1 protein-coding gene and 2 pseudogenes are annotated in these 1,318 nt (G+C 38.1%); all 3 read right to left on the bottom strand.

Annotated elements, in window-relative coordinates:
- The coding region (locus IC220_RS07535; RefSeq protein WP_188153791.1) for a major capsid protein at positions 1-567 on the bottom strand (567 nt) is incomplete at its 3' end.
- Between the two features lie 16 nt (positions 568-583).
- Positions 584-947: pseudogene (locus IC220_RS07530) on the bottom strand (head decoration protein).
- Between the two features lie 93 nt (positions 948-1,040).
- A pseudogene (locus IC220_RS07525) lies at positions 1,041-1,318 on the bottom strand (S49 family peptidase); the annotation flags it as partial.

The raw sequence follows: 1,318 nt of genomic DNA, 5'->3' as shown, positions 1-1,318 counted from the left end.
TAGGTTATCTTCTATGTGTCGTAGTACTTCTAAGCACTTTCTTTTCACATCTGTAGTCGCAGTGCCAAGGGCAAAATTTACTACTTTTGGTGTAATTTCAAATTCGTTGTAAAGATTCAGTAATTCAGAGCCATCTGCATCAAGAATAACCCCCTTCAATGCCCCCATACGTAAGTGTTCCAAAGTAATAGCGTGTTTATTTCTCATTGTTTGCAAATGATCGGTTATTACATCAGCGAGTGCTACAAGTTCATTTTCTGAACCAAAGGCTCTTATTCCTTGAACTTCCTCTGGCAATACTACATCATCGTGTGGAATATGTGGAATTGTAAAAGTTCTCACCTTTCTTTTTCCTCTTTTGCCGACTGTTGCTGGTGCTCCTGGAACTTGCGTTGGTAATAAACTTAACACTCCGTTTTGCTCTTCAATAGTAATGTGGCGGTATCTCACTGATTTACTTGGAAACAATTTTAAACTTTCTGTTCGACCAAAATTAATTGGCAATATGTTAATGGCTCCAGTTAAAGCTGTCATGCTAAATGCTGGATTTGTAAATGGATTTTGCATATGAATTCCCCCTAAATTAGACTGCTTTTCGAATGATGATTCCGCGTGTTTCAAGTTCCTTGATAGCCTTGGTTTTCTGCTCTTCTGTGATACCTGTTGGCCAGACAATAGCATGATCAGCAAGCAAAGCTATTCTGGTAATTACTACCGCTTTGGTGTTTTCTTTTGCATTTAAATTACTTGTCTATTGCTGTTTGCGTTCCATCTGTTGCAGTTGGATTTAGAGCTTTTATCAGATTATCTTTACTATCTAAGCCAACGAGTGTTCCTAGCTTCAGGTTTTGCCCCTTGGCTACTGTTATTTGCTCTCGTGAATAAAGATTTGATGCCTCGTACTTTAATAGGTCACCTAGGTTATTTTGTTCAATTATACAACTCATAAACGTTTCTCCTCCTTAATTGTTTTACCGCCGCTTTTGTTAGTGTTATATACGGCGGTTCTGTGTTTGTATCGCCACGGTACTACTTTATAATTAGCTATTATGGCGGGTTTTAGCTGCCTGCATCATCAAGTCCTCTGATGAATTTTGTGGTATTGTGCTTAAAATTTCAGTCTTTGTTGTTCGTTCTGCCAGAATTGACATTAAAATATCTCGCGCTTCTTCAACATTTTTTCCTTGCTCAACAAACTCTCTCTGGCATTTTGGACAAGTTACACAACCTTGCTATTTCCAGTACTTCAGCTTGGTATTTTTTATACTTTGCAATTAAATCTTCCGATGTAGCTTGTTCTCTAGGTTGCTCTGCCTTA

The organism is Wolbachia endosymbiont of Pentalonia nigronervosa (assembly GCF_014534705.1).
In the GTDB taxonomy this organism is placed as follows: Bacteria; Pseudomonadota; Alphaproteobacteria; order Rickettsiales; family Anaplasmataceae; genus Wolbachia.
This window is presented reverse-complemented; position numbering and strand designations above follow the sequence as displayed.